The sequence below is a fragment of the Nocardia inohanensis NBRC 100128 genome (genome assembly GCF_001612945.1).
Taxonomy (GTDB): Bacteria; Actinomycetota; Actinomycetes; order Mycobacteriales; family Mycobacteriaceae; genus Nocardia; species Nocardia inohanensis.
The window spans coordinates 363,957-383,073 of the sequence record NZ_BDBK01000001.1 but is presented as its reverse complement, the minus strand read 5'-3'; the positions used below and the strand labels follow the sequence as shown (position 1 = coordinate 383,073).

The following is a 19,117-nucleotide window of genomic DNA, read 5'->3' as shown; positions in this document are numbered from 1 at the left end:
AGACGAATTCACTGCCCCGGGTCGCCGATCGGCAGATACGCGATGATCAGCAGCGCCGCCACGGCGGCCGTCCACAATCCGCCGATGATCAGATTCACGCTGCGATGGGTGACCAGCACCGCCACGAACTCGCGCAGGAACGCGGCGGGCACGAAGTAGCGGGCGGTCCGCGCCCCGGTGACCTGGGCGCGCAGGCCGTGGCGGCGGGTCAGGCCGGCGGTGCGCAGGACGTGGAAGTCACTGGTCACCACCGTCATTCGCGCTTCGGCCGGGTCGAGACCGTGCGCGGTCAGTTCCCGGCCGGTGAAGCGCAGGTTCTCGTCGGTATTGCGGGACCGGTTCTCGCGCACGATACGGTCGGCCGGAATCCCCTTCGCCGCCAGGTAATCCGCCATGGCGTCGGCCTCGGCGACGGATTCACCCGGCCCCTTGCCGCCGGAAACGACCAGCAGCGGCGAACCGCCCTGAGCGCACTCCTCGTGATAGACGTCGATGGCGCGATCCAATCGCGAAGCCAGCAACGGGGTCACGGCAGCGCCGCGCAACCCGCACCCGAGCACCACGACGGCATCCGCTCCCGGCTGCTGCGGCAATCGCGCGTACAGCACCGCATACCCGGTGAACGCCACCAACTGCACCAGCACCAGCACGCTCAGCACGGTGAGCCAGAGCAGCAACGCCGATTGCCACAGCCGGGTGTCGGTGTCCGGGTCGAACCACAGAAACACCAACAGCGGCAAGGCGATCAGCCCGATCCCCGCAATGGGCGCGACCGCCGTGGCGACCCGCAGGCCCTCCTTACGGGTCAGCACCACCCCATTGGCCAGCAACCCGATCCCCGCCGCCAGCAGCGACACCGGCGGCAGCAACAGGAACAACACCACCCCGACCAGGGTGGCCACCCCCGGATCCACCGCATGCAGCGCGATCACCGCCCACAGCGTCAACAGCGCCGTGGCGGCCACCAGGATCAGCCCGGTCGAGATCATCCGGCGCGGTTCGCGAACCACCCGCACCGCACCCCAGAGCGCCAGCGCCGCACCGACGATGAGCAGCAGATGCACGGCGCTCACCGTAGCCGCCCGCCCGCCACCCGACCCGGCCCATCGCCGGCCCGCCGGTTCATGATCGAGCCCGATTCACCCGCCGCAGCGCATTTCAAGCAACGCACACCCCGACCCTAGCCACCGCCCGTCCCGAATCCGGTACCCACACCGAATGCCGCCACCGCTCCGTCCCGTGCTGCCCGCTTCGGGTCCGGCCCTGATCATCGGGTCCGGAAGGTCGCCTCGCCGCCACCACTCCGTGCCGTGGCAGTCCCCTTCGGGACCGGCCCTGATCATCGGGTCCGGAAGGTCGCCCCGCCGCCACCGCTCCGTGCCATGGCAGTCCGCTTCGAGTCCGGCCCTGATCATCGGGTTCGGGAGATCGACCCGCCGCGAATCGGCATGGCCGGCGGTCGGCGCTGTGGGCCGACCGCCGGCGGCCCGGGCGAAACTACCCTCAGGCAGGTTCTGCCAACTCCATCATGTCGGCGGCGACCAGCGCGGATTCGCCCGACGTGTCTTTGAGATCCACCCCGGATCGTCCGAGCCGCCGCGCCCCGGCGACCAGCCCGGCGACCACCTGCGCGGCCCGCCGGTATCCGAGCCCCTCCGGCGGGTGAATATTCGATACGCAATTCCTTTCGGAGTCGGCGCGCCCAGGTCGCGGCAGATGCGTGAGATAGATCCCCAGACTGTCGGCCACCGACAACCCCGGACGCTCGCCGATCAGCACCAGCACGGTCCGCACACCGAGCGCCGCGCCGATATGGTCGCCGAGCGCGACCCGCGCTTGCGTAGCGATCACCGGCGGCGCGAAAGTGTAACGCTCACCGAGCATTTCGACGAGAGCGGCGAGCATGGGCACGCCGTGTTCGGTCAGCGCCCGGGGCGAGAGCCCATCCGCCAGCACCACACCGATATCGGCGTGCGTCGCAGGTATCGCCGAGAGTGCTCCCGCGGACGCACCTTCCATCTCCTCCGCCACACCGTCGGCGCCGTTGGACGCGCCGACCGCCGGATGCGGCGCACCGGTCCGCGCGACGTCACCGGCATGGGGTGGAATCCGGGGCACGCCAAAGGGTTCCGCGTTGCTTGCGGATCCGACCGGCCTCGAGTCGGCAGGTAGTCGCCCGAGATCGGGCCGCCGCAGGTACTCCGACCGATCCGCTGCCCGGCTGCGCACATGGACCGGGTTACCCAGCCCGAGCGCCGCGATTTCGGCGGCGAAGGATCCCACGTCCAACGGGTTGTGGACCGCGTCCCGGGCCGCCGCGTGCGCCGCGCGCAGTTCCAGGACCTCGCGGGTGGGCAGCGCGTCCCCGGTCCGGCCCAAACCGATCCGCGCCTGGGTGGTATGACGCAGACCGGCCCAGAAGTCCTGGACGGCAAGGGATTCAGCGGCGTCGGTCGCCGGAGCGGCGGAACGAGGGTTCATTCGAGGGGTCCTTCCTCGGCGGGCGTCGCGTGCATCGCGCAGCCGCTGTCCAGCAGATGGGCGGCGCGCAGGTAGCGGCGGGCCGCGACGCGGTCGGCGCGGCGGCCGGCGGTCTTGGAAGCGGGCGCGAGAACCGCAGGGCAGGGCGGGGATGCGCGGTTCACCGGGTGCTCGTCAAGGCGCGCAGGGGTGAGGTGAGGGGTTCGACGGGCAGGATGCGGCCGTCGGGGGCGAGCATGCCGAGCTGCTCCAGCCAGGCGGCGAATTCGGGGGCGGGGCGCAGGCCGAGGACTTGGCGGGCGTAGAGGGCGTCGTGGTAGGCGAGGCTCTGGTAGCCGAGCATGATGTCGTCGGCGCCGGGGACGGCGATGACGAAGGCGCAGCCGGCCGCACCCAGCAGGGTGAGCAGGGTGTCCATATCGTCCTGGTCGGCTTCGGCGTGGTTGGTGTAGCAGACGTCGACGCCCATGGGGAGCCCGAGGAGCTTGCCGCAGAAGTGGTCTTCGAGGCCGGCTCGGATGATTTGCTTTCCGTCGTAGAGGTATTCGGGGCCGATGAAGCCGACGACCGTGTTGACCAGCAGCGGTTCGAGGTCGCGGGCCACTGCGTAGGCACGGGTTTCCAGGGTTTGCTGATCTACCGGTATGCCGCCGGTGCCCAGGTGCGCGCCGGCCGAGAGGGCCGAGCCCTGGCCGGTTTCCAGGTACATGACATTGTCGCCGACGGTGCCGCGACGCAGCGAGCGCCCGGCTTCGTTGGCTTCCCGCAGCAGTGAGATGTTCACGCCGAAGCCGGAATTCGCGCCTTCGGTGCCCGCGATGGATTGGAAGACCAGATCCACCGGGGCGCCGGCCTCGATCAATCCCATGGTGGTGGTGACGTGCGAGAGCACACACGATTGGGTGGGGATGTCGAAACGCTGCCGTACCTCGTCGAGCAGATGCAGCAGATCCGCTGTGGCGGAGGGGGAATCGGTGGCCGGGTTGATGCCGATCACCGCGTCCCCGCAGCCGAGCAGCAGTCCGTCCAGCACCGCCGCGGCGATACCGCGCGGATCATCGGTGGGATGGTTGGGTTGCAGCCGCGTGGCCAGGGTGCCGGGCAGGCCGACGGTGGTGCGGAACGCGGCCTGGACCCGGATGGCCTTGGCGACCGCGATCAGGTCCTGGTTGCGCATGAGTTTGCTTACGGCGGCGACCATTTCGGGCGTGAGCCCGGGCGATACCGCAGCCAGCGACCGCGCGTCACCCGCGGCGGCCGCCGCGAGCAGCCAGTCCCGCAAGCCACCCACGGTGAGATGCGAAACCGCCTGGAACGCAAGCCGATCGTGGGTATCGATGATCAACCGCGTGACCTCGTCGGTCTCGTACGGCACCACCGGATCCTCGAGGAAGGTGCTCAACGGCACCTCCGCGAGCGCCCACTGCGCCGCGGCCCGTTCGGCATCGGAATGCGCTGCGCACCCGGCCAATTCGTCGCCGCTGCGCAGCGGGGTGGCCTTGGCCAGCAGGTCGACCAACCCGTCGAAGGTGTAGTTGGTGCCGCCGATGCGCTGGTGGTACATCGTCATTCGAGTTCCTCCTCGGCTCGGGCCAGCACGGCGAACTCCTCGTCGGGCGAGTTGGCGACCAGCCGGTGCCGGCTGTACAGGCCGAAATAGAGCATGAACGCGCAGAACGCGGCGAGCGTCCAAGCGGCGGCGACCGGATCGACCAGGAAGGTGGCGACCACCGCGACGCACGCGACGACCAGGGCGAATCCGGTGGTCGCAATGCCGCCGGGGGTGCGGTACGGCCGCTTCATGCCCGGTTCCCGGACCCGCAGCACGATGTGGCTGACCATTATCAGCACGTAGCTGACGGCCGCGCCGAACACGGCCATGTTCAACAGCATCGCGCCTTCACCGGTGAGCGAGAGCCCGAATCCGATGACGCCCGGCACGATCAGCGCGAGCACGGGAGCCTTGCGCGCATTGGTCACCGACAGGCTGGTCGGCAGATATCCCGCGCGCGACAGCGCGAAGGTCTGCCGCGAGTAGGCGTACACGATCGAGAAGAAGCTCGCTACCAGCCCCGCCAGCCCGATGTAGTTCACGACCGTGGCCGCGCCGGAACTGCCCAGCGCCTCCACCAGCGGGTTCCCCGACCGCGAAAGCTGGTCCGCGCCGAGCGCTCCGGTGGAGAGCACCAGCACCGTGCCCGATGTCACCAGCAGCACCAGCATGGCCGCGATGATCCCCTTGGGCACGTTCTTCTCCGGTTCCCGCGCCTCCTCCGCGGCCAGCGGCACGCCTTCGACGGCGAGGAAGAACCAGATGGCGAACGGCACCGCCGCCCAGATCCCGAACGCGCCGGACGGCAGGAACGACGAGCTGCCAACGGCATTCGGGTCGGCGGGGATATCGGTGAGGTTGGCGAGATCGAACTCGCCCCACGCCGCGACCGCGAACACTCCGAGCCCGAGCAGGGCGACCACGGTGATGGCGCACATCACCTTCAACGCCTCCCCCGCCCCGGTCAGATGGATCGCGATGAACACCGCGTACACCGCCAGGTACACCCACCAGCCGTCGGTGATCCCGAACAGGTGCAGCGACTCCACATAGCCGCCGATGAAGGTGGCGATGGCCGCCGGCGCGATCGCGTATTCGATGAGAACGGCCGCGCCCGTGGCGAATCCGCCCCACGGTCCGAGCGCCCGCCGCGCGAAGGTGTAACCGCCGCCGGCCGCGGGCAGCGCCGCCGACAGCTCGGCCATCCCGAGCACCATGGCCAGGTACATGCCCGCGATGAGCACGGTGGCGATGAGCATCCCGCCGAATCCGCCTTGGGCGAGACCGAAATTCCATCCCGAGTAATCCCCGGAGATCACATAGCTGACGCCGAGCCCGGCGAGCAGTAACCACCCGGCCGATCCGGTCCGCAGCGTGCGCTTGGCGAGATAGTCGTCGGGGGCCGGGGCCGTTCGGGTCGCGGTCGTCATGAGGTGGGTGGCACTCCTCGCACTCGACCTGAGCAAGCGCCCAGGAAAGGGTTACCTCCCCGATCCTCCGCACTCATGTTGCTCGGAGGTAACCGAGGTTTTCCCCGGGGATTAACGCGCGTTACGTCTGACGAGCCGATCGCGCTTGCACAGCACGCTTTTGACCTCGCGATACGATCGACCGATGGCATTGGCCGGCTATCAGCCACCCTGGCTGCGCACCGTCGATCCGCGCACCGAATTCCATGCGCTGCGCGCTTGGTGGGGACGTCCGCGGCGACTGCGCCGGGCCGTCGCCGAGTATCGCGATGTGCTGGCCGTGGCGCCCGCCAGCATCGCCTACGCCTTCACCCTCTTCGTCACCTGGTGGACGCTGCGGGGCGCGAGCGACATGGTCGGGCGGCGGCTGATCCTGTCGGCCTCCACGAATCTGCGCAATATGCAGCGGGATCCGATCCAGGTGCTGGTCGCCTCCGCCTTCTGGACCGATGGCGGCTTCCCGTGGGGCGACATTCTCATCCTGCTCACGCTGCTGGCGCTGGCCGAACGCTGGCTGGGTTCGCTGCGCTGGATGCTGGTGGTGGCGATCGGGCATATCGGCGCGACCGTGCTGACCGTGGTGGGTATCTCACGGCGCATCGACCGGGATCTGATTCCGGTGCGGGTGGCCTTCGCCTCGGATGTGGGTCCCAGCTACGGCATTTCGGCGATGCTGGCCGTGCTGGCGTTCCGGTTGCGCGGCCCGGCCCGCTGGATCTGGGCGGGCGGGCTGGTCTGCTACTACGCCTACGCGCTGTGGCACGGGCGCACCTTCACCGATTACGGCCATTTCTTCGCGCTCGTCATCGGTTTCGTGACGGGCGCGATCGCGGTGAAGGTGTCGCGGCGGCTGGCGAGCTCAGCGCCCGACCGGGTCCGGGCTGGGCGGGGTGCGCTGGACGAACCGGACAGCCGGCTCGACCAGCCGGGCGGCGATCGGGCCGATAATGGCCATCAATAGCACGTAGGCCGAGGCCAGCGCGGCCAGCTCCTCGTCCACGCCCTTCGAAACCGCCAGCGCGGCAATGACGATGGAGAACTCGCCGCGCGCCACCAGGGCGGCTCCGGCTCGCGCGCGGCCCATGCGGCGGATGCCCTGGCGCTGCGCCGCCCACCAGCCCGTGCCGATCTTGGTGAGCGCGGTGATCAGCGCCAGGGCCACCGCCCAGGCGAGCACGGGCGGAATCGCCTTCGGATCGGTATTGAGCCCGAAGGCCACGAAGAAGATGGCGGCGAACAGATCTCGCAGCGGTTCCAGTAGTTTCGCGGCCTCGTGCGCGGTCGATCCCGAGATGGCGATGCCGAGCAGGAAGGCGCCCACGCCCGCCGACACGTTCAGCGCCGACGCCACGCCCGAGACCAGCAGCGCCGCGCCGAGCAGCTTGAGCAGGAACACTTCCGGATCGTTGCTGTCCACCAGCGCGGAAACGTAGCGGCCGTAGCGCAAGGCGACCACGAGCACGACGGTGATGGCGAGCAGGGCGATGCCGAGCGATTTCATCCCGGCCAGGAAGCCGACGCCCGCCAGCACCATGGTGAGGATCGGCAGATAGAGGGCCATGGCCAGATCCTCGAAGACCAGGATCGACAGGATGACCGGAGTTTCGCGGTTACCCAGGCGGCCGAGGTCGTTGAGGACCTTGGCGACGATGCCCGAGGAGGAGATGTAGGTGACGCCCGCCATGGTGACCGCACCGACCGGGCCCCAGCCCAGCAGCAGCGCCACCAGTGCGCCCGGCGTGGCATTGGCGACGATATCCAGCAGGCCCGCCAGCCACGAACGCCGCAGCCCGGTCACCAATTCGGCTGCGGTGTACTCCAATCCGAGCAGCAGGAGCAGCAGCACCACGCCGATCTCACCGGCCAGATGGCCGAAGTCGGCGGCGGCGCGCATCTCGACCACGCCGCCGGTGCCGAAGAACAATCCGCCCAGCAGATAGAGCGGGATCGGGGACATGCCGAAGCGTCCCGCGACCCGCCCCATCATGCCGAGCACGAACAAGATCGCGCCGAGTTCGATCAGGGCTAGGCCGGCTGAATCCACCGCGCTCAGCCGTCGGCCAGGAGCCGCGCGGCCGCGTCCAGGCCGTGCGGGGTACCGACAACGACCAGCAGATCCCCGGAGTCGAGCACGAAGTCCGGTCCCGGCGAAGGATGTAACTGCCCGGCCCGCATGACCGCGACGATCGACGCCTTGGTGCGGGTACGCATCCCGGTCTCGCCGAGCATGCGCCCGCGATAGGGGGAATCACCACCGATGGGCAGCTGCCGGGTGGTGATCCCGGGTAGGTCGGAGTGTTCGTCCTTGAGCCGCTCCACCAATTGCGGAGCGCCCAGTAGATTGGCCAACACCGCGGCCTCGTCGGTGGTCAGCGGCACCTGCGCCAGGCAAGCGTCCGGATCGTCCCGCTGCGAGATGATCAGATCGATCGCCCCGTCCCGGTGCGCCACCACACCGATCCGGCGACCGGACCGCACCTCGAAGTCCTTCCGCACACCGATCCCGGGCAGCGCTGTCACATCGACGTTCACTCGTCCAGCCTAAGACACCGCGCTCACATGCCGGTGGAACACGGGGGGCGCACCGGACAATTCAGGCGGTCGGCAGCGGGGCGAAAGTGCCGTCCGGACCGGGCCGGAACTCGGTCACCTCGATGACGGCGGCCACCGGCAACGGCCCGTACAGGTGCGGGAAGAGCATCGACTGCGGATCGGTCGGCACCCCCGGCTCCCACTTCACCGGCGATTCGAGCCGAGTCGGATCCAGGTGCAGCAGCACCAGATCCTGCCGCCCCGCGAAGATCCGGTTCGCCGGGAAATGGGCTTGATACGGCGCGGACAGGTGAATGAACCCGACCTCCGCCAGCGAGGGCGCGCGGTACTCCCCCGTCGGCCGCGCCGCCTCCCACTCCGCACGAGTGCAGATGTGTACCAGCGCATTCGGCGTCTGTGCTGAGGTCTCCATTCGATCCAAACTAGAGCAGCCCGCGTGGCGGCGTGTCGTTACCGCCCGGCCTACCGCTCGAATCTTTGTCCGGCACAGCTTTTCAGTGCAGGCTGGGCCGCGCCACGTGCACCGACACGTCGTTGATGCCGACACGGGCGGGGGCGAAGCGGGAGACGGCTCCGGCGCCGGCGGTGACGTCGGTGGTCCAGATGCTCACCGAGGGACCGGTGGGTGTGCGGAGCGCGAGGTCGAATGCCTCGCGCGCGTCGGCGACGCGAACCACGGGCAGCACGGGGCCGAGGGTCTGATGGGTCAGCACCGTCATGGTGGCGTCGGCGTCGCCGAGCACGGTGGGTTCGAAGTAGTTACCGCCTCCGGTGCCGCCGCAGTGCAGCGTCGCACCCTTGAGCAAGGCGTCGCGGACTTGATCGCGGATGAGGGCGACCTGGGCGGCGGAGGTCATCACCCCGGTTCCGGCCTCGTCGTCGGCGATCGGCCCGAAGGCGGCGGCCTCGGCTGCCAGTTTGCCGAGGAACCTGTCGTAGACGTCGGTCTCGACATACACCCGTTCGATGCAATTGCAGCTTTGCCCGTTGTTCGCCAGCCCACCCAGAGCGATACAGGCCGCCGCCTGATCGAGGTCGGCGTCGGCGAGCACGATGGCGGTCGATTTTCCGCCCAGGTCCAGGCAGCAGGGGATGAGCCGGGCGGCCGCGCGCAGCGCCACCACCTTGCCGGTCTCCATGCTCCCGGTGAAGCGCACGTAGTCCACGCTGTCCAGCACCGCGGGCCCGGCGTCGTGCCCGGCCACGGTCTCGAAAACCGCTGGGGCGCCGAGCCTCGCCCAGCCGGCGGTGACCGCGCGCAGGGTGAGCGGGGTCGCCGAGGAGGGTTTCACCACCACCGCCGCACCGGCCATGAGCGCGGGCATGGCATCGAACATGGCGAGCGCGAGCGGGTAGGTCCACGGGCCGATCACCCCCACCACCTCGCACGAGTGATTGGCGATGGCCAGTTGCATACTCGCGCCCGGCCGCGGTGATTCCGGGATCTGCCGCCCGCCCAGGAATTCGGCTGCGTGCGTGCGGAAGTGGTCGACGGCTTCGAGGGCGAGCAGGAACTCCGCCTCGGTCTCCGATTCCGCCTTACCGGTTTCCCGCCCGAGCAGCGCGATGATCTCATCCCGATTGTCCAGCAACCAGTTTCGGAAGGCCCCGATCCAGTGCACCCGCCCGACCACGCCCAGCGACCGCCATAGCGCCGCATTGTCCCGCAGCCGTTCCACCGTACGGTGTACCTGGGCAGGCGAATCCGTGGCAATGGTGTCGAGCACCCGGCCGTCGGCGGGTGCGATCACGGTGAGCATCGCTGGATGGACCTTTCCGGAAACCGAGTCCCGGGTCTGTGTTGGTTGCGCGCTGCGCATGAATCACACCGTATGGCTGAGGGTTTCGAGCGAACAGTCCGCAATAGGCCATCAATCACCGAATATGGGCCGCCGCCAGGCAACCTACCCGCCGGTAACGGCCATGCGAACGCCGAAAGTTTGCGAGACTGCCTGAGTGACGGAAGAGTTGGCGCAACTGCGTTCCATCACCAGCACGGCTCTCCTCGCCGATTTCGCCCTCGGCCGCGGGCTGGAGATGCGAAGCGTCCTGCGGGACAGCGGGATCCGGGAGCTGGACCTGCGCGACCCGTCCTGTGAGATCACCTGGATCCAGGAATGCCTGGTCATGCGCAATGTGGTGGAGGGCATCAAGGACGAACCGGGCCTCGGCCTGCTGGCCGGACTGCTCTGCCATCCGCCGTCGCTGGGCGTGCTCGGCTTCGCGTTGATGAGCAGCGCGAACCTGCGGCACGCCATGGATATCGCACTGCGCTACGCCGATCTGTCGTTCAGCACCGCGCACCACTACCTCGAGGACAAGGGCGAGGTGGTGTGGGTGGTGCGCGACGACACCGCGCTGCCCGCCGATATCCGCCGCTTCGCCCTGGAACGCGATCTGGCCGCCATCGCCACCATCCAGCAGGACCTCATCCCCATCCGGCTGCCGGCCGTGCGCGTGGAGCTGTACGTGGAGGCCCATCCCATCTACGAGATGTTCGGCGCGGTCTTCGGCGTCGAGGAGGTCGTCTTCTCGCAGCCGGTGTCGCGGATCGGTTTCCAGGCCGTCACCCTGGAAACCCCGCTCCCGCAATCGAATATGTCGACCGCCCGGTTCTACGAACAGCAATGCAACGACCTGATGGAATCCCGCCGCAGCCGCAGCGGTCTCAGCGGCCGGGTGCGCCAGCTACTCATCCGCCACGGCGGCTCCGCCGACCAGGCCCGCATCGCCGCCGACCTGGATGTCAGCGTGCGCACCCTGCGCCGCCGGCTCTCCGAGGAGGGCACCACCTTCCGCGAGCTCAGCACCGAGACGGTCGGCATGCTGGCCGAGGAGCTGCTCATCGCCGGGCTCACCGTGGAGCAGGCCGCCGAACGCCTCGGCTACGCCAGCACCTCCGCCTTCGCCTCGGCCTTCCGCACCTGGAAGGGCCAGTCACCCGGACATTTCGGACGTCTGCACCGGGGTCGCGCGACCGTGCGTTCCTGACCTCCGCTCCCCTCGGCGTGGCGGGATCTGGTAGACCGGCTGGTACCCCAGCCGCACCCGACCGTTCGAGGAACCATGAACCCGTCCGTGATCATGTCCGCCCGCGATATCGAGTTCCTGCTCTACGACTGGCTCGACGTGCCCGCGCTGACCACCCGGGAACGGTTCGCCGATCATTCGCGGGAGACCTTCGACCAGGTGCTGCGACTGTGCCAGGACCTGGCCACCACCTACTTCGCGCCGCACAATCGCGAGAACGACCTGCACGAACCCACCTTCGACGGCGAGAACGTGCACATCATCCCCGCGGTCGGCAAGGCGCTGCGGGCCTTCGGGGACGCCGGAATGATCGGCGCGGCCATGGATTACGAGATCGGCGGCCAGCAGCTGCCGCACGCGGTCTACACCGCCTGCATGTCCTGGTTCCACGCCGCCAATGTGGCCACCGCCTCCTACCCGCTGCTCACCACCGGCAATGCCAATCTGCTTGCCGCGCACGGCAGTCCCGAGCAGATCGACGCCTACGTCAAGCCGATGCTGGAGGGCCGGTACTTCGGGACCATGGCGCTCTCCGAGCCGCAGGCCGGCTCCAGCCTGGCCGACATCACCACCCGCGCGGTCCCGCAGGACGACGGCAGCTATCGCGTATTCGGCCACAAGATGTGGATTTCGGGTGCGGATCACGATCTTTCGGAGAACATCGTGCACCTGGTGCTGGCCCGGATTCCGGGCGCGCCGGAGGGGACGCGGGGCATCTCGCTGTTCATCGTGCCGAAATTCCTGCCCGACGAGCAGGGCGCGGCGACCGTCCGCAACGACGTGGTGCTGGCCGGAATCAATCACAAGATGGGCTGGCGCGGAACGGTCAATACCGCACCGGTTTTCGGCGACGGGCGCTACACCCCGGGCGGGCAGGCGGGTGCGGTCGGCTATCTGGTGGGCGAGCCGAATCACGGTCTGGCACAGATGTTCACCATGATGAACGAGGCCCGCATCGGCGTCGGGCTGGCGGCCACCGCGCTCGGTTACACCGGATACCTCAAGGCCCTCGACTACGCGCGCAATCGTCCGCAGGGGCGGCCGATCGGGGCGCGCGGCGGGGTGCAGGTACCCCTGGTGGAGCATCCCGATGTGCGGCGGATGTTGCTGGCGCAGAAGGCGTACGCCGAAGGCGCGCTGGCGCTCCAGTTGTACTGCGGCAAGCTGGTCGACGAACACCGCACCGCGCCGGAGGAATCCGACCGGGAGCGCGCCGCCACCCTGCTGCGGGTGCTCACGCCCATCGCCAAATCCTGGCCCAGCCAGTGGTGCCTGGCCGCCAACGATCTCGCCATTCAGGTGCACGGCGGGGCGGGGTACACGCGGGATTACGACGTCGAACAGCACTATCGCGACAATCGGCTCAACCCCATTCACGAAGGGACGCACGGGATTCAGAGCCTGGATCTGCTGGGCCGGCAGGTCGTGCTCGACCACGGTGCGGCGCTGGCGTTGCTGGTGGAGACCATCGCGGCCACCATCGCCGAAGCCCGTGCGGCCGATGATCAGGAACTCGCATCCTTCGCCGCGGCTCTCGAAGCCGCCGTGAACCGGCTGGTCGCCACCACCGCCGGTCTCTGGAGCCAGGGCGATCCGCAGGCCGCCCTGGCCAATTCCGCCGCCTACCTCGAAGCCTTCGGTCACGTCGTGCTCGCCTGGATCTGGCTGGCGCAGGCCGTCACCGCCGACGCCCTGCCCGCGGACCGCGATCCCGCTTTCCGCCAGGGCAAGCGCGCGGCCGCCCGCTACTTCTTCGCCTGGGAACTGCCCAAGACCGGCCCCCAATTCGATCTGCTGAACTCCGGCGACCGCACCACCCTCGACCTGGACCCGGCCTGGCTGTGAGCGCCGAACCGAACGACGCGCCGCCCCCGGCGCTCGCGGCGGGGGTGTGCCCGCCGCAGCGAATCGAGTTGGGCGACCTGCTGATCCGGCGCTGGCAGCCGCAGGATCTGATGGCGCGGTTCGAGGCCGTCACGGCCTCCTTCGAACACCTGCATGCATGGATGGAGTGGCTCCCCGAGCCGATGACACTGGAACGGCAGCGGGAGGTCGGTGAACGGACCCTGGCGGGCTGGCCGACCGCGGACGGGGGATTCCTCTACGGCATCTTCGATACCGGCGGGGCGCTGCTGGGCGCGATCGGGCTGCACGACCGGGTCGGACCCGCGACCTTGGAAATCGGGTACTGGTGTCATGTCGCGCATACCGGGCGCGGCGTGGTGACCCGCAGCGCGGCGGCCTTGACCCGGATCGCCTTGGAGCTGCCCGGTATCGAACAGGTCGAGATCCGCTGCGATGCGGCCAACGAACGCAGTGCCGCCGTCGCCCGCCGGCTCGGCTATCAGCTCGAACGCATCGAACCGCGCGAGCTCCGCGCACCCCGGGAATCCGGTCGCGGCATGCTCTGGGTCAAACGCCGATGAGTCCTGTGCATTGAAATCGTCTCCAATGTCATGACCAAAACAATTCTCACCGGCGTGCTCACCGTCGCCGTACCCGTGACCGACCAGGACCGCACCAAAGCGCTGCTCGAACAGCTCGGGCTGGAGACCCGGCTCGACACCGAACTACAGCCGGGCTTCCGCTGGCTGGAGCTGGCGCTGCCGGGCGGCGGCGCGACGCTGTCGCTGGTGCGCACCGGGCCGCAACTGCCGACCGGCATCGACACCGGGATCCGGTTGGAGACGCCCGACGCGCGCGCCGCGCACGCCATCATCGCCGATCTCGGCTGTACCGTCGGCGAGCTGCTGGACTGGGAGAACGTGCCGTTGATGTTCTCATTCCGGGATCCGGACGGCAACCGGTTCTACGTCACCGAGACCGGCGACGCCGCGTAGCCGAAGAAGGTGGCCGGAATCAGCTGGAGGACAGCTGATTCCGGAAGGTCTCCGCACGGCGTTCCAGCGCCGCCACCTGCTGACGGGCGCGCCGGGCGGTTTCCCGGGTGCCGCGTTCGGTGGCCGAAGTGAACCGGCGGCGATCCTCGGTATGGGCCAGCTCGGTGCGCAGCGAGGCAAGGCGCGAATCCAGTTCGGACAGTTCCGCCGCCGCGCGGTCGTGCTCGGCTTCCACCGAAGTCAGTTCGGCACGAGCGGATTCGAGCTCGGCGAGCGTCGCCTCGAGGTCGCGCCGCGTCTCCGCGTGCGGATCGACGACAGGCTGCGATGCGGCCGCCCCCTGTTTCCCCGAAGATGCTTTCTTCCCGCGGGCCGCGCCCTTCCCGGCAGGTGCGTCCTTCACGGCTGCGGCATCCCGCTCGGCATTCGTGTCCTTACCGCCGTCTTCATCCCTCCGGGAGGCGGATCCCGTCCGCGAGGTCGTGGGACCTCCGGCTTCGATTGCGCCGGAGTCGGATTCGTCGGGGACGGCGACCAGGATGGGCGGGCCGAAACCTTCATAGCTGGCCGCGACGGTGACGGTCCCGGTGCGGACCTGCTCGGCGACGGACGGATCAGCCAGGGCCGCTTGCAAAGTGGAGCCGACGTCCCGCAGGGTGGATTCGTTGAGCTGCTGTCCGTGACTCGCGGCGGCGGTGGCGGCCTGCCGGGTCAGCGCGTTGATCACCTGCTGCCGCTGCGTGGTGAGGGCGCGCAGCTGCTCCCCCGACAGGCGCTGCTGGGCCGCGCGCAGCGCGTCGCCGAGATCCAGCAGCCCGCGGACCGCGTCGGGGGCGGTGCGGGCGAGCAGGTTCACCGCCCACGCCGCCACGGTCGGCCGCCGCAGCTTGCCGATGGCCGCGGCCAGGGCCTTGTCCCCGGCGTCACGGGCCTGTTTTGCCCGCTCGGTGCGCACCGCCACGAACTCGGCGGGGGGTATCCCGTACAGCTCGTTCGCGATCTCGTCGACCGTCATACCGCCCAAGCCTACGAGCGCACCGGCCGGATTCAGACCAGGCGGTACCCATTTCGTCGAGCGAAGTTCACAAACAACCGAAACGGCCCGGGAGCCAGTGACTCTCGGGCCGTTCGGTGTTCGCGCTGCGCGAAATCAGACTCGCTCAGGCGGTGACTTCATAGCCCGCCGCTATCACCGCGCCGGTCACCGCGGCCCGATTCTCGACCCCGCGCGCGGTCACCACACCGCTCGGCACATCGATTTCGATCTCGGTCACGCCGGCCACCCTGCCGACCTCCGCGCGCACCTTGTCGGCGCAACAACCGCAGGTCATGCCGGTGACAGTGACGGTGGTACTCATCGCGAACCCCTTTCCGCGGCGCCCCTCGGCCCGCGCCTCAAACCCTACCCCCCTACCGTATTTAGCCGGGCCACGTAACGCAAGCGGGAAGATCGGCGAACCAGGTACATGGGTCCAGCGCCCTTGATTACGGTTTGCTGGCGCCAAGGTCACACTGTCGAATCGGAGTGTGAGTGTCGGGGGTCACGGGTAGTCTCCCGATAGACAACTCGATCAGCGTGCCGGTGCGGGAGCCAAGCGAGGCTCCACGGGGTAATTGCCCGGGCCTGTTCGCTTTCAGCGAAATCCCAGGTCGTGTTACAGAAAACACACGGGAAACTCCACGGGAACAAAGACCGCGCGCCGAACGTCTGACAGGGTAGTCATCAACCACTGCTGGGAAGTAGCGGTAGCGAGGTTCGCGAAGTGGATCGCGAACCCCCACACCAGGCGAATGGTGTGCGAGCACCAGGAGCCAGGACGGAGGAGTCATGCCAGGAACCCTGACAAGCACCCCACTGACCGCGGTCGATCGTTGCGACCGCTGCGGTGCGGCTGCACGCGTGCGTGCAACCCTTCCCGCGGGTGGCGAGTTGCTCTTCTGCCAGCATCACGCCAATGAGCACATGGATCGACTCCGTGAGCTCGAGGCCGTGATCGACACGGAGTCGGCACCGGCGCTTTAACAGCTCCTCCAAGCTCGAGGAGACCGTTCATCGGTAGTCAGGACCTCGAGTGCCCGCCCGACAATTGAATCTTCCCAACAGAAAACCCGGCAGCGGGCGACCAATAGGTCGCCCGCTGTTGCGTTTCCGGCAGCCGCCGAGCCACGCCGGTGTGACACGGCCCACAGGCTATGTGCGCGAGGCGCTTCCATTTGGATACAAAGGGTGCGTGCCCACCACCCTGAACGCCACCTACCTGCCCGATCGTCATATGTTCGCGCTGTGGAGCTGGACCGGGCACGAGCCGGGGAAGGCGCCGGAGGGTCTCGGTGAGCGGGATTCCATCGCCTTGGCGGTCCCGGCATCGGACGGGATTTCGGTGCGCGAGGTCGAATGCGCACTCGTGGAAGCGGATCGGTTCCCGGCGCTGACGCTGCCCGATGCCGGGGAGTCGGTTCGCCTGTGGCGAAACGCCTTCGACGGGGAGATCGACGCGGACGACCTGCCGGCCGCGGCGCACGCGGTGCCGAATGCCGCCGGGACCGCCATCGTGTCCGCGGCGCGGGCGGTGCGGACGCTGCGCGACACCCTCGCGCTCGGCGCGGAGCTGCGGTCGGGATTGAAGGCCGAGCTGCGGCCTTACCAAGCGCGCGGCATCACCTGGTTGCGCGAGACCGTGGACGCGCACGGCGGGGCGGTGCTCGCCGATGAGATGGGCCTCGGCAAGACCGTGCAGGCGATCGGATATCTACTCGGGCGCGCGGCGGACGGCGCGCAAATCGTGGTGTGCCCGACCTCGCTGGTCGGCAACTGGGTGCACGAGATCGGGCGCTTCGCACCGGGACTGCGGGCCGTGGCCTGGCGGGGCGGAGAGCTACCGCGGGCCGAGGCGGGGACCGTGGTGGTGACCGGGTACCCGACCTTGCGCGGGCACGGGCAGCTGCTGGCGGGCAAGCGCTGGACGAGTGCGGTGTTCGACGAGGCACAGGTATTGAAGAACCCGCGCACCCAGGTGTCGAAGGCGGCGCGGGCCATTGCCGCCGACGCGCGGGTCGCGTTGACGGGTACGCCGGTGGAGAACCATCTCGACGAATTGTGGGCGCTGCTGAATCTCGTGGTGCCGCAGGCGTTCACGCACAAGGCGCAATTCCGGCGGCGGTTCGTGCGACCCATTCACGAGGGGTCGGCCGCGGCGGTGGTCCGGCTGCGGGACGCGCTGGAGCCGATCCTGCTGGCCCGGCGCAAAGCCCAGGTCGCGGCCGCGCTGCCGCCCAAGATCCACGCCGATCTGGTCTGCGACCTCACCGCCGAGCAGGAGCGGCTCTACGACCGGCTGCTCGAGCGCGCGGAGGCCGAGGGCTTCGGCAGTGGCGCGCAACGGCATACCCGGGTGCTGGCGGTGCTCACCGAGCTCAAGCAGGTGTGCAATCACCCCGGATTGATCACCGGTGAGCTGGACGAATTGCTGGGGCGTTCGGGCAAATTCGATGTGTGTGCCGATATCCTCGCCAACAATCTGGAGGCGGACGCGCCCACGCTGGTGTTCACGCAGTACCGGCGCACCGGTGAACTGCTGGTACGGCTGTGCGCGCAGGAGTTCGGGGTGCAGGCGCCGTTCTTCCACGGCGGGCTGAACCAGGCCCAGCGCACCGAGATCGTCACCGCCTTCCAATCCCCCGGCGGCCCACCGGTTCTGGTGCTCAGCCTGCGCGCGGCGGGCACCGGGCTCACGCTCACCCGCGCGGCCGACGTCATCCACTTCGATCGCTGGTGGAATCCGGCCGTGGAGGCGCAGGCCTCGGATCGCGCGCACCGGATCGGGCAGACCCGCACCGTCACCGTCACCACGCTGACCTCGGGCACCACCATCGAGGAGCACATCGCGGGCATGCACGACCGCAAGTCGGCGCTCACCGACCTGTCCGATACCGCCGGGGTGGCCGAACTCGCGCACCTCGACGACGAACGCCTGATGGAACTCCTGCGCCGGAAGCGAGGCAACTGATATGCCCGACAGCGACTTCGGTTACACCCGCTGGGGCAAGGACTGGGTGCGGCTGGCCGAGCCGCTGAAACAGAGCAAGCCCGAACCGCTGCTCCCGCGCGCCCGCAGCATCGCCCGCAACGGCGCGGTGCAGCTGGTGATCGACGGGAACACGGTGCGCGCCAACCTGCATCGCGGCTCGGAAGCCTCGGTCACCCACCTGGAATTCGCGCCGTTCGGCCACGCCACCGTCGAAGCGCTGCACGCGGTGATCCCGGCCGGCGCGCTCACCCTGGGCGACGAACTGCGCGAGGCCGTGAGCGCCGCCGGGATCAAGGTCACGCCCGAGCTGGTCGCATCGGATTGCTCCTGCCGCGCCCGCAATGCCCGCTGCCTGCACCTGTACGCCGCGCTCTACGCCATCGTGCTGCGGGTGGACGAAAACCCGTGGCTGGCATTGGATCTCCAGGGCTATCGCAGCGGCGGCGTGGCCGAGGCCGACGGCGAGGAAGCGATAGCCGCGCCGCGCTGGACGCCGATCGACACCCTGGATCCGGTGGCGTACTTCGGCGATTGAGCCGATCCCCTCCCCCGTCATTCCGGCGCGAGCGGGTATCGCTCGCGCATGATCATGGTCGGCGGGCCCGGAAGCGGAACATGGTAGCGGCGGTGTCGACTTCGATATCGGTGAAGCCGATGCGGGTGAGACGCTCGGTGAGGGTGGCGGGCGGCACCGGGACGCAGGTGTCACCCAAATGCATGAGGCGGAAGGCCAGGCTGTCCAGTCCGTCGCTGCCCGCGAAGACGCCGTCCGGGCGCAGCACCCGGAAGGCTTCGGCGAAGAGTTCGTCCTGCTGGGGCGGCGAGGGCACATGGTGCAGCATGGTGAAGCACACGACCGCGCTGAATTCCTTGTCCGGCAGGGGCATTGCGGTGCCGTCGCCGTCGACGACACGCATCTGGCCGTTGCGGCGCTCGCGCAGCCGGGCCGCCAGGGCGGGGTCGATCTCGAGGCCGGAGAGCACCGGGACCCGTTCGCGCAGGGTGGCGACATTCGCGCCGTAACCCGGACCGACCTCGAGGGCGTTGTCGCCGAGTTCCAAATCCTTCAACGCCCACGGCACGATACGGGTGGCGCTTGCCTTCTCCCACACGCTGGAGCGACAGAGCAACTGGTGAAAGTAGTTCATCCCCATGCCCTCAACG

At 68.9% G+C, this 19,117-nt stretch carries 20 protein-coding genes; 8 read left to right on the top strand and 12 right to left on the bottom strand.

The genetic code is table 11. The features are described from left to right. Positions 1 to 8 precede the first annotated feature (8 nt). The 5 genes from NI1_RS01855 to eat form a co-directional block, all read right to left on the bottom strand. Positions 9 to 1,073 carry a YdcF family protein gene (locus tag NI1_RS01855; protein ID WP_084522463.1) on the bottom strand — a complete coding sequence of 355 codons (1,065 nt, stop codon included), beginning with the start codon at positions 1,071 to 1,073 and terminating at the stop codon, positions 9 to 11. A gap of 430 nt (positions 1,074 to 1,503) precedes the next feature. Then, entirely contained in the window at positions 1,504 to 2,481 is a 978-nt protein-coding gene (locus NI1_RS39045; protein ID WP_245663021.1) for an ethanolamine ammonia-lyase subunit EutC, read from the bottom strand. Then, complete coding sequence (locus tag NI1_RS37695) at positions 2,478 to 2,645, bottom strand: hypothetical protein (RefSeq protein WP_157534892.1); 168 nt, start codon at positions 2,643 to 2,645, stop codon at positions 2,478 to 2,480. Before NI1_RS37695 ends, NI1_RS39045 begins: the two co-directional genes overlap by 4 nt. Continuing rightward, on the bottom strand, positions 2,642 to 4,051 hold the full coding sequence (locus NI1_RS01840) for an ethanolamine ammonia-lyase subunit EutB (RefSeq protein WP_067813414.1): 1,410 nt from the start codon (positions 4,049 to 4,051) through the stop codon (positions 2,642 to 2,644). Before NI1_RS01840 ends, NI1_RS37695 begins: the two co-directional genes overlap by 4 nt. Beyond that, positions 4,048 to 5,463 carry an ethanolamine permease gene (gene eat, locus NI1_RS01835; protein ID WP_067813411.1) on the bottom strand — a complete coding sequence of 472 codons (1,416 nt, stop codon included), beginning with the start codon at positions 5,461 to 5,463 and terminating at the stop codon, positions 4,048 to 4,050. The genes NI1_RS01840 and eat overlap by 4 nt, the downstream gene beginning before the upstream one ends. A gap of 184 nt (positions 5,464 to 5,647) precedes the next feature. Here eat and NI1_RS01830 point away from each other — a divergent pair, with 184 nt between their 5' ends. Beyond that, positions 5,648 to 6,463 (top strand): rhomboid-like protein, encoded by an 816-nt coding sequence (locus tag NI1_RS01830; protein WP_067813409.1) that lies wholly within the window; start codon positions 5,648 to 5,650, stop codon positions 6,461 to 6,463. Here NI1_RS01830 and NI1_RS01825 read toward each other — a convergent pair. The 4 genes from NI1_RS01825 to NI1_RS01810 form a co-directional block, all read right to left on the bottom strand. Beyond that, the gene (locus tag NI1_RS01825) at positions 6,362 to 7,489 is read right to left on the bottom strand and encodes a cation:proton antiporter (protein ID WP_439957229.1); all 1,128 of its coding nucleotides are present in this window, start codon (positions 7,487 to 7,489) and stop codon (positions 6,362 to 6,364) included. The two genes, NI1_RS01830 and NI1_RS01825, sit on opposite strands and share 102 nt — an antisense overlap. Positions 7,490 to 7,551: 62 nt before the next feature. Continuing rightward, positions 7,552 to 8,034 carry a cation:proton antiporter regulatory subunit gene (locus NI1_RS01820; RefSeq protein ID WP_067707403.1) on the bottom strand — a complete coding sequence of 161 codons (483 nt, stop codon included), beginning with the start codon at positions 8,032 to 8,034 and terminating at the stop codon, positions 7,552 to 7,554. Between the two features lie 61 nt (positions 8,035 to 8,095). Then, positions 8,096 to 8,467 (bottom strand): DUF952 domain-containing protein, encoded by a 372-nt coding sequence (locus NI1_RS01815; protein ID WP_067813404.1) that lies wholly within the window; start codon positions 8,465 to 8,467, stop codon positions 8,096 to 8,098. 82 nt (positions 8,468 to 8,549) lie between these two features. After that, positions 8,550 to 9,815, bottom strand: a complete 1,266-nt coding sequence (locus NI1_RS01810) for an aldehyde dehydrogenase family protein (protein ID WP_067813402.1) — start codon at positions 9,813 to 9,815, stop codon at positions 8,550 to 8,552. Between the two features lie 196 nt (positions 9,816 to 10,011). Between NI1_RS01810 and NI1_RS01805 the strand changes: the two genes are divergently transcribed. From NI1_RS01805 to NI1_RS01790, 4 genes are all read left to right on the top strand, one after another. Next, the gene (locus NI1_RS01805; protein ID WP_067813400.1) at positions 10,012 to 11,046 is read left to right on the top strand and encodes an AraC family transcriptional regulator; all 1,035 of its coding nucleotides are present in this window, start codon (positions 10,012 to 10,014) and stop codon (positions 11,044 to 11,046) included. Positions 11,047 to 11,121: 75 nt separating this feature from the next. Further along, positions 11,122 to 12,930 (top strand): acyl-CoA dehydrogenase, encoded by a 1,809-nt coding sequence (locus NI1_RS01800; protein ID WP_067813398.1) that lies wholly within the window; start codon positions 11,122 to 11,124, stop codon positions 12,928 to 12,930. Beyond that, a complete protein-coding gene (locus NI1_RS01795; RefSeq protein WP_084522461.1) occupies positions 12,927 to 13,511 on the top strand; it encodes a GNAT family N-acetyltransferase in 585 nt (194 codons plus the stop codon). The genes NI1_RS01800 and NI1_RS01795 overlap by 4 nt, the downstream gene beginning before the upstream one ends. 30 nt (positions 13,512 to 13,541) lie before the next feature. Beyond that, positions 13,542 to 13,925, top strand: coding sequence for a VOC family protein (locus tag NI1_RS01790; protein WP_067813396.1), 384 nt, complete (start codon positions 13,542 to 13,544; stop codon positions 13,923 to 13,925). Positions 13,926 to 13,944: 19 nt separating this feature from the next. Here the strand turns inward: NI1_RS01790 and NI1_RS01785 are convergent, their stop codons facing one another. Together NI1_RS01785 and NI1_RS01780 are read right to left on the bottom strand one after the other, a co-directional pair. Continuing rightward, complete coding sequence (locus NI1_RS01785; RefSeq protein ID WP_067813394.1) at positions 13,945 to 14,940, bottom strand: hypothetical protein; 996 nt, start codon at positions 14,938 to 14,940, stop codon at positions 13,945 to 13,947. 145 nt (positions 14,941 to 15,085) lie between these two features. Then, positions 15,086 to 15,283 (bottom strand): heavy-metal-associated domain-containing protein, encoded by a 198-nt coding sequence (locus NI1_RS01780; RefSeq protein WP_067813392.1) that lies wholly within the window; start codon positions 15,281 to 15,283, stop codon positions 15,086 to 15,088. Positions 15,284 to 15,753: 470 nt separating this feature from the next. On the opposite strand from NI1_RS01780, the gene NI1_RS39040 reads away from it, so the two are divergent. The 3 genes from NI1_RS39040 to NI1_RS01765 all read left to right on the top strand — a co-directional run bounded on the left by NI1_RS39040 (position 15,754) and on the right by NI1_RS01765 (position 18,488). Beyond that, positions 15,754 to 15,948 (top strand): DUF7455 domain-containing protein, encoded by a 195-nt coding sequence (locus NI1_RS39040; RefSeq protein WP_033087939.1) that lies wholly within the window; start codon positions 15,754 to 15,756, stop codon positions 15,946 to 15,948. A gap of 250 nt (positions 15,949 to 16,198) precedes the next feature. Beyond that, positions 16,199 to 17,932: a DEAD/DEAH box helicase gene (locus tag NI1_RS01770; protein ID WP_067815076.1), complete on the top strand. Its 1,734-nt coding sequence runs from the start codon at positions 16,199 to 16,201 to the stop codon at positions 17,930 to 17,932. Between the two features lies 1 nt (position 17,933). Beyond that, positions 17,934 to 18,488, top strand: a complete 555-nt coding sequence (locus NI1_RS01765; protein ID WP_067813390.1) for an SWIM zinc finger family protein — start codon at positions 17,934 to 17,936, stop codon at positions 18,486 to 18,488. Between the two features lie 52 nt (positions 18,489 to 18,540). Here the strand turns inward: NI1_RS01765 and NI1_RS01760 are convergent, their stop codons facing one another. Next, a complete protein-coding gene (locus tag NI1_RS01760; protein ID WP_084522460.1) occupies positions 18,541 to 19,107 on the bottom strand; it encodes a class I SAM-dependent methyltransferase in 567 nt (188 codons plus the stop codon). Positions 19,108 to 19,117: the final 10 nt, after the last annotated feature.